Origin of the sequence: Desulfosarcina sp. (assembly GCF_041551955.1) — a bacterium.
Classification (GTDB): domain Bacteria; phylum Desulfobacterota; class Desulfobacteria; order Desulfobacterales; family Desulfosarcinaceae; genus Desulfosarcina.
Genome location: NZ_JBFELV010000240.1, coordinates 1 through 7,654, shown reverse-complemented (window position 1 = coordinate 7,654; position 7,654 = coordinate 1). Strand labels below are relative to the sequence as shown.

7 protein-coding genes are annotated in these 7,654 nt (G+C 54.6%); 2 read left to right on the top strand and 5 right to left on the bottom strand.

What is annotated here, in order from left to right; translation table 11 throughout:
• Positions 1–116 precede the first annotated feature (116 nt).
• On the bottom strand, positions 117–872 hold the full coding sequence (locus ABYV26_RS16480; RefSeq protein ID WP_372682449.1) for a uracil-DNA glycosylase family protein: 756 nt from the start codon (positions 870–872) through the stop codon (positions 117–119).
• Between the two features lie 207 nt (positions 873–1,079).
• Between ABYV26_RS16480 and ABYV26_RS16475 the strand changes: the two genes are divergently transcribed.
• A complete protein-coding gene (locus ABYV26_RS16475) occupies positions 1,080–2,195 on the top strand; it encodes a GAF domain-containing protein (protein ID WP_372682448.1) in 1,116 nt (371 codons plus the stop codon).
• Positions 2,196–2,214: 19 nt separating this feature from the next.
• On the opposite strand, the gene ABYV26_RS16470 is transcribed toward ABYV26_RS16475, so the two are convergent.
• The 4 genes from ABYV26_RS16470 to ABYV26_RS16455 all read right to left on the bottom strand — a co-directional run bounded on the left by ABYV26_RS16470 (position 2,215) and on the right by ABYV26_RS16455 (position 6,031).
• Positions 2,215–2,589 (bottom strand): response regulator transcription factor, encoded by a 375-nt coding sequence (locus tag ABYV26_RS16470; protein WP_372682447.1) that lies wholly within the window; start codon positions 2,587–2,589, stop codon positions 2,215–2,217.
• Positions 2,590–2,742: 153 nt separating this feature from the next.
• Positions 2,743–3,738, bottom strand: a complete 996-nt coding sequence (locus ABYV26_RS16465) for a tRNA dihydrouridine synthase (RefSeq protein ID WP_372682446.1) — start codon at positions 3,736–3,738, stop codon at positions 2,743–2,745.
• The gene (locus ABYV26_RS16460; RefSeq protein WP_372682445.1) at positions 3,696–5,558 is read right to left on the bottom strand and encodes a RiPP maturation radical SAM C-methyltransferase; all 1,863 of its coding nucleotides are present in this window, start codon (positions 5,556–5,558) and stop codon (positions 3,696–3,698) included. The genes ABYV26_RS16465 and ABYV26_RS16460 overlap by 43 nt, the downstream gene beginning before the upstream one ends.
• A gap of 11 nt (positions 5,559–5,569) precedes the next feature.
• Positions 5,570–6,031, bottom strand: coding sequence for a hypothetical protein (locus tag ABYV26_RS16455; RefSeq protein ID WP_372682444.1), 462 nt, complete (start codon positions 6,029–6,031; stop codon positions 5,570–5,572).
• A 387-nt stretch (positions 6,032–6,418) separates the two neighbouring features.
• Between ABYV26_RS16455 and ABYV26_RS16450 the strand changes: the two genes are divergently transcribed.
• Positions 6,419–7,654: cache domain-containing protein (locus ABYV26_RS16450; protein ID WP_372682443.1), on the top strand; the 1,236-nt coding region annotated here is incomplete at its 3' end.

Sequence of the window (7,654 nt, the reverse complement as noted above, 5' to 3'; positions counted from 1 at the left end):
GGCGGTTTCCAGCCTCCGCCCTGCAAACCGTCGGCCGGCGGCTGAGGCATTTAACCCCGCTATTCCGGTCCGGAAGCGCTCACATGTAAAGATGATGAACAGGTAATAAGTCGCCTTTAAGACGGGCCTTTATCTTTTCCGTCAGGCAGACCGATTCCCATGGCCGCCAATTCCGATTCGATCTGCAGTCCCCAGCCTTGATTGGCTTTGGGATTGGCCGGACTGGGGTGGGTAATTCGGCCAATCTTCAAATGCATGCCCTTCAACGCATCCTTGATCCGTTTTTCGGCGAAACCACCAATCCCTATCACCCATTGTGGCTTAAACACGTCGATGGAACGTTGAAGTGCTGTGTCGCAAATTTGGAAAAGTCTTTTTTTCTCAACCGCGGGCAGTTTGTCGGGTGTGCGGTTGCGGCCGCTCGCTTCCATGAACACCAGTGGGCAGTAGTTGAGTACGAAAAACTGTTTAAAGAAGGTGTCCGGGTTCTCGTACCGCTGTTTGGCCCATCCCCACAAACGCCGACCGCTCACCTCCTTGCGCGTGCATGAAAAGCCGGAAATCGGCCGTTTGGGGTGGATGTTGGACGGCTGCGCAATACGGGTGTTGATGCCCATCCACTCGTCAACCATCTCCACGTCACCAAAGGGTACACCGGTCTGAGCCATGCCAAACGGGCCGGGGTTCATACCCACCAGCACCACCGCTTTGACTGTGGCGCCAAAACAGGCCACATAACGGTCATACCCACTCCTGGCATAGATCAGCGGATGATAGGTGTGGGTAACGGGAGCCGAAAACGTCAGCCGCCTGACGCCTGCCACCAGATCGTCGGTAATGGCAGCAATGTCCGTGGCCAAGCCGCCGTCCAAGGAAGCCACCTTATTGGATTGACCGGGCCAAGATGGCCAGGGTGATCATCGTTTTTTGTATCTCGGCGTCCATCAGGGCGTTCATGTGTATCCGATCCTTTTTCCATTGACTTTGTCAGCAGATGATGGTCCACTTTTTCAAGCACCATTCAATCTGCCATTTCTGAACGTCGCTTTCAACCCCCATGTAAATATACAGGTCCTTAAATGGCTAAAGTCAAATCACCCTCGACTGTCTCGCCCTCAGCGACAAAGACATTGAATGCCAAGCGACTGGAATCCGAGAACCGCACGTTGAGTCGAAGAAATGAGGCGCTGAAACAGAGAAACCGTGAATTGGACCTGATTATCCAATCTTTCCTGGCAATCAATTCCAGTCTCGAGCTGGATCGAGTGCTGTCTAAGATTCTAGAGGCGATAAAAAAGCTGTTCGGTGTCGTCGGCAGCTCCATCTGGCTGAAAGATCATGCGACCGGGGAGGTAGTGTGCCAACAGGCCGCAGGAATCCAGCGCAATCTCGTCAAAGGATGGCGCCTGCCTCCCGGTGAAGGGGTTGCCGGATGGGTCTGCGCATATGGTGACAGTGTCATTATATCGGACACCCGAGAGGACATTCGTCATTTTCGAAAAGTAGCCGATACGATGCAGATCGAATTGCGTTCCATCATCAGCGTGCCCATGCGGGTCAAAGGGGTGGTCATCGGCGCCCTGCAAGTGGTGGACAAGCAGGTTGGCCGGTTTGACCCATCCCACCAGATGGTGCTTGAAGCACTGGCCGACGCGTCGGCGACCGCCATCGAAAATGCCAACCTTTTCGAGCAGGCCAATCGTGAAATCGCTGAACGAAAGCGGGCGGAAAAGGAGCTCAAAAAAAATGAAAGGGCGCTAAAGGACAAAAGCATCGCCTTAAAAGAGGTCAACACCGCACTGAATGTGCTGCTGAAAAACAGGGAGGAAGACCGGGTTCACATGGAGGACCTCATTGTGGCCAATGTCAAGGACCTGGTGCTGCCATTTATCGAGAAGCTCGCTCGAAGCCAGCTGGATGAAAAACAGGTTACGTACGTGGACATCATCCAAGCCAACATCTCCAATATTGTGTCCCCTTTTCTACGCCAGATTCCGATGAAGTTTTTCGATCTGACCCCTACGGAAATTCAAATTGCCGATCTGGTTCGCAAAGATAAAACCACGAAAGAAATTGCACAAATCCTGAACGCCTCACCAAAAACCATCGAGGCCCACCGCAACCGCTTGCGTAAAAAACTAGGCCTGACCAATCAGCGGATTCAACTTCGCGACTACCTGATGACCCTGGTATAATGGTTAACGTCAGTAGTGGTTAAGCCGGCCCTATGAGTTCCCGAATCTTTTCGACTAGTTGGGTATTGGAAAACGGTTTGGTGATGTAGGCATCGGCCCCCATGGCGATTCCCTTGGCCATGTCGGCGTCCCGATTTTTGGCCGTAAGAAAAATGATTCGAATGGATTCCCATTCGGTGCGTTGTCGAATCATCTGGTAAATCTCATACCCATCCAGATCCGGAAGCATGATATCAAGCAGGATCAGATCAGGATGAACCTCGGCGATTTTTTCGATGGCTTCTTTGCCGCTTTGGGCCAGTTTGGCCACGTACCCTTCTTTTTCCATGAGAAATTGTAGCGGCACGAGAATGCTCAATTCGTCATCGACAATGAGAATCGTTTTTCGAGGCATTCGACTGCTCCCAAGGGGTTGATAGTGATCCGTCTGTGACGCAGTCAACGTAGTGGATGATTGATTCGGCACGATGACTTTGGTTTCACTATAGTAAATTTTGGATGGATGCACAATCCAAAGATGCCACGTTTTCGCAGCACGGGTGGGTGGTCAGCCCCATCGCTCCGGACCGGTAAACACCGCCGTGACCGCCTGACGATACTGGAAGAGTGAATCGGCTTTGCGGATTCGCTTGACCATTCGCCGACCGTCCGGGAAATCGGCTGCAAAATAGCCCCAGAATCCTTTCATTCGATCCAGTACATGGCCAGGCCCTGAAAATTGGCGCCGGTATCCGTCAACCAGATCGTCGTGAAATTTCTCAAAGCGTGCGTTTCTGTGGCAGATCAACCGGGTTCCCGATTGGATCATCTCAGGCAGAAACGGATTGGCGATGAGCCCTCGCCCCAGCATCCAGCCCGCTGACGCCGGAAATCGGGATGCCAACGATTGAAACGTGGCCAGGTCCTTGATATCCCCGTTGTAGACCACGGGGTGGGTGATCCGTGTCAGACAGACGTCAAAAGCATTCAGATCGACCCTTCCCGTATACATCTGCACCCCGGTGCGCGGGTGGACAATCACTCGAACCAGCGGGTAGCGATTGAAAACCGTGATAAGATGATCCATTTCATCGCCTGAAAACCGGCCCAAACGGGTTTTGATGGACAGATTGCCGGAAATTCCATGCAGGGTTTGGTCGAGGATTCGGTCAATCACGTCCGGGTGCGGCAGCAGTCCGGACCCCCTCATTTTCTTGGCCACCATCGGGAAAGGACACCCCAGGTTCCAATTGATTTCCCGGTACCCCAGATCGAAAAGCGCGTTGGCAAGGCAGACAAACTCGTCAGGATGGTTGCTCAGAATCTGGGGTACCACCGGCAGGGCGCGATTGTCGGCCGGCGCCAGATCGCGTAGGTGGGAAGGTTTTATGCACCGCCCCTTTATAGATGTGACAAAGGGTGCAACCGCCTCTTCGACGCCCCTAAAGTGGCGATGAAAGGCATTTCTGAACACCACATCGGTAAAGCCGCGTAACGGCGCGAGAATCAGGTGTTTCATCGTCATTTCAGCCACGAAGCGGGCGCTGCCAAACTCAGGTAACACCCCCCCTCTTCGAAAACCAGCCGTTTTTCAACCATGGATTTGAAAAAAACGTGAATCTGTTCCTGGCTGTGGGAGGCAAACATCGCGGCAACTTGATTGCGTGTACGGGGGGTCTGGCAATAACGGTAGATCTCTGCCGATATTCCGGTGAGCCGATGCCGGACGGTGGCCTGACTGGGCCAATGCTGGTCGATGATGATGAAGCTGCCGCCATCGCGAAAGGCCAATGCCGGTTTGCCCCCGGTCTGCCGCTGCATGGCTTCGTAGTCACTTTGCCACCGGCGGGCTTCTTTTTCCACTTTTTTCCACAATTTCAGTTGACGCGTCCGGTCTCCGCGATACCCTTGAATCATGAATCGGATGCCTGCTGCCACCGGCTCGGGCAACAGTTTTTTCAAGTTGGGATGATTGAAAACCGACCGGATATCAAACCGCCTGGCCAACCGATAGATCGGGCTTTCCAGGCCCAGCCAGAAACTGACCGTTTTTAACGGCCGGTACCAGCGGGCAAATGCGAGGGAGTGAAGGGTTTCCTCGACATCCTGGTTGTCGCTGCCCGGGAAATGGAGCATTAGATTGGATGCGTTGACGATGCCCAGGGCCTCACAATGCTTCATCAGGCTCAGATTGTCGATGACCCGCAAACCTTTGTTCATCTTGACCAGCAGGTGGCTGGACAGGGCTTCGATGCCCACCTGAACGGTATCCACACCGGCCAGTTTCATTTTCCGAAGCAGCCGCGGCGGGGTGTTGGCCCGCAGTTCGGTAAAGATGGACAGATCCCGGCCCATCCCGCGGACCCCATCGAAGATCGCTGCGGCCTGTTTCATCGGGAAGGCGTTGTCGGCAAATGTCAGCGAAACGATCTGATGCCGTTGAACCAGATGGTCCACCTCACGGACGACTTGCTGCGGTCTTTTGGTGCGATATCCCTGCCACTGCAGGTTCAGGTTGCAAAAGGCGCACCCGCTGAATTGGCCCGCCGCATCCTGCCGGTGCCACCAGCATCCCCGAGAGGCTTCAACGGGCAGAACAGGAAAGAAACGGTGATGGGGAGAAAACCCGGCCAACATGTTGAAGTAGTCGTCGTAGTCAGGGGCAGGTAGACGGTCCAATTGACTGAGTTGGGAAAAACGACCGATTTGCCCGGGTTTGCAATCGGCGGAAAAGACGCCGTCTGGAAGCGCCTGCATGGACCGTGGGCGAGGGTCGGTCAACTGGCGCAATAAGCCGGCCAAGGGACGCTCGCCCTCCCCCACCACCAAGTAGTCGATGTGCGGGAAAACAGTCAGCAGATCGGCCGACCGTTGCCCGGAGAAAGAAGAGCCGCCGACAACCACGGGCAGCGAGGGACAAATGGCCTTGATCTGTGAAATCAGATATAGGGAAGCGGTGACTTGGCAAAACGAGATGGAAAACCCGACCAGGTCGAGAGCCGGCCAATGGATCTCCTCGAGCCAGTCGCCGACGACGGCTTTCACCGCTTCGACCAACTTCGGAAAGTCACCGGTGGCCGCATCCCCCCGTTTCAGCGTTTGGGTGTACAGCGATTCGGCCAAATGGGCTTGTTCGGGATAGAGCAGCGCCGAAAAGACGGCCTCGGCCCGCCAGACGCGTCGGGAAACGTCCTGATAACGGTCGTATCCCAACGCCTGGGCCACTCGCAGGAAGAGGTGGCAGGCATCCGTCTGAATCTGGGGCAGCGTTGCCTTCAGGTAGGCTGTCAATGCCCCCAGCGGCAAGGATGGACGGTTAAACAGCGGCCAGGGCGCGGAAACCAAAAGCATCCTTCCCTGGATAGCCGTTGTCTCTGCTGGCATGGTTGCTGAAACTATTCCCCCCAACCGGATTGAACCAGCAGGCGCTGGGTTCGCCGGTCGGCAGACGAATTAATGTTATTGATGATATGCTTAAGCTTAAACCACCGATATGAAGTTGTATTTACGAAACCGTTGATATATCCACCAGGAGGCAGTGGATCGCCGTATCCGGCAAACCGGTTCAGGTGCAGGCGACCGTTTTTCACCACGGCTGCCAGGTTGTTTTTTATCAGGTCGTCGCGTTGACCCTCCAGAGCGATGGACACCCGGGCAATTCCATTGACCGCTTCGCGGGAAAGAATTTGACCGACCACGGTCCCCTGGAAAAACACCGAGGAATCGAAAATCAATGGTTCGCCGTCAAATATCACCCCAACACCGGATGGATTCCCCTTTCCGATCGGCTGTACGGAACAACCCACCGCCATCACCATCACCATCACCATCAAGATTAATACCATCGTTTTCTTCATTATCCCTCCACCCATGGTAACGTTTCATCGGTCAAGTGAAACCCGCAAGCGCACGTATCAGGCGGCCAACGGAAGGTTTTCTTATAACCCTAAAGGGTGATTTCATCAACCGCAAAGCACCTGGCGGTGCTTCGCGGATATTTTTCCCGCGAATGGTTCCTGATCCCTCTTCCTTCGGGGACTATTTGCCTGCGCTCCGGTCACTCTCCTTTTTGGGAAATTTCCTTTTTTTAGCTTGAAACCTGAAACCGCTGCATATAAATCAAATCCAGTCCGACCAGACGTGACCTTCGACTCGGCCCATCCATCATGGGCGGGCGCTTCTGGCTTTAGGCGCGCGACCCCGTCGTCAGCCTTTTTCAACCATTACCGCTGCGTGGAACAACGATGAAGATTTCCATTCGCTGGGCACTGATTGCCGGTTTTTTAGGGTTGATCTGGGGAACCCACATGATCACCACTACATCTTCCTTCATCACCTCTCAGGATGTGCTTCGCCAGCACGCCCGGGATATCATGAAGAACATTGCTGAACTGGCCATGGAGCAATCCCAGCGCCACCTGCTGCATGCCCATGGTGCAGCCGCCCTGACCCGGCGACTGATGGCCTCCAACGTGGTGGGCAGCCAAACGCACCAAATCGACACCCTCGAGCGCTACCTGCACGATCAACTCATCGTCAACCCCCATTTCGCAGGTATTTATGTGGGCACACCCCAGGGGGATTTTTACGATGTGCGTCATTTTGACGCCAAGTCAAAGGGGGGCTTTCGCACCAAGATTATCCTCAACACCCCGCAAGGCAGGCAGGTCCGCTTAATCTACAGCGACGCCTTTTTTTCGCCCCTTGGTGAAGAAAACAGCCACGCTGACCCCTATGACCCGCGAAAACGGCCCTGGTATCAGAAGGCCGCGGCTGAAAACGGCATCGTCTGGACCGATCCGTACATCTTCTATACCTCCCAGAAGCCAGGTATTACCATTGCAGGGCCCTTTTTCGATCCGTCCGGCGATCTCATGGGCGTGGTTGGCGTGGATATCGAAATCGACCAGCTATCGGTGTTCATTGGCAACTTGAAAATCGGAAAGCATGGAAAGGCCTTCATGCTTAACCGCAACAGCGACGTGGTGGCTTTCGGCAACCTGGACAAGCTGAGAATCCAAGGCACTGCGGATGGCGGCAGCGCCCGCTTGGCAAAAATCAGTGAATTGGACGATCCACACAGCCGGAAAGCCTTCGAAGCGGCAAAGATTCACACAGACGCATCGGGGATGCTGGTCATGGACGGATGGCGGTTTTCCCGGTTTACCCACGAGGGTCAGGTCTACCTGGCCATGTTTACCCCCTTTTCCAACCCCCAATGGCCCTGGATCATCGGGGTTTACCTACCGGAAGACGATTATTTAGGCGCCATCAAATCCAATCGTTTCTTCAACATGATAGTCACCACGGTGATTTCCCTGTTCGCCGCCTTCGTTGGATTTCTTCTGGCCCGGGGCGTCGTCCGCCCGATAGCCCTGCTGGGACACACCTCCCGGCAAATCAAAATGGGTCAATCCGCACCCCTGCCGCAGATCCGTTCAGCGTATGCCGAAATTCAGGAAACGGCCGACGCTTTTGCG

What these genes read in the sequence shown, in the direction of transcription:
- ABYV26_RS16470 (WP_372682447.1), bottom strand. Translation starts at nt 2,589, where the DNA reads ATGCCTCGAAAAACGATTCTCATTGTCGATGACGAATTGAGCATTCTC.
- ABYV26_RS16475 (WP_372682448.1), top strand. Translation starts at nt 1,080, where the DNA reads ATGGCTAAAGTCAAATCACCCTCGACTGTCTCGCCCTCAGCGACAAAG.
- ABYV26_RS16455 (WP_372682444.1), bottom strand. Translation starts at nt 6,031, where the DNA reads ATGAAGAAAACGATGGTATTAATCTTGATGGTGATGGTGATGGTGATG.
- ABYV26_RS16460 (WP_372682445.1), bottom strand. Translation starts at nt 5,558, where the DNA reads ATGCCAGCAGAGACAACGGCTATCCAGGGAAGGATGCTTTTGGTTTCC.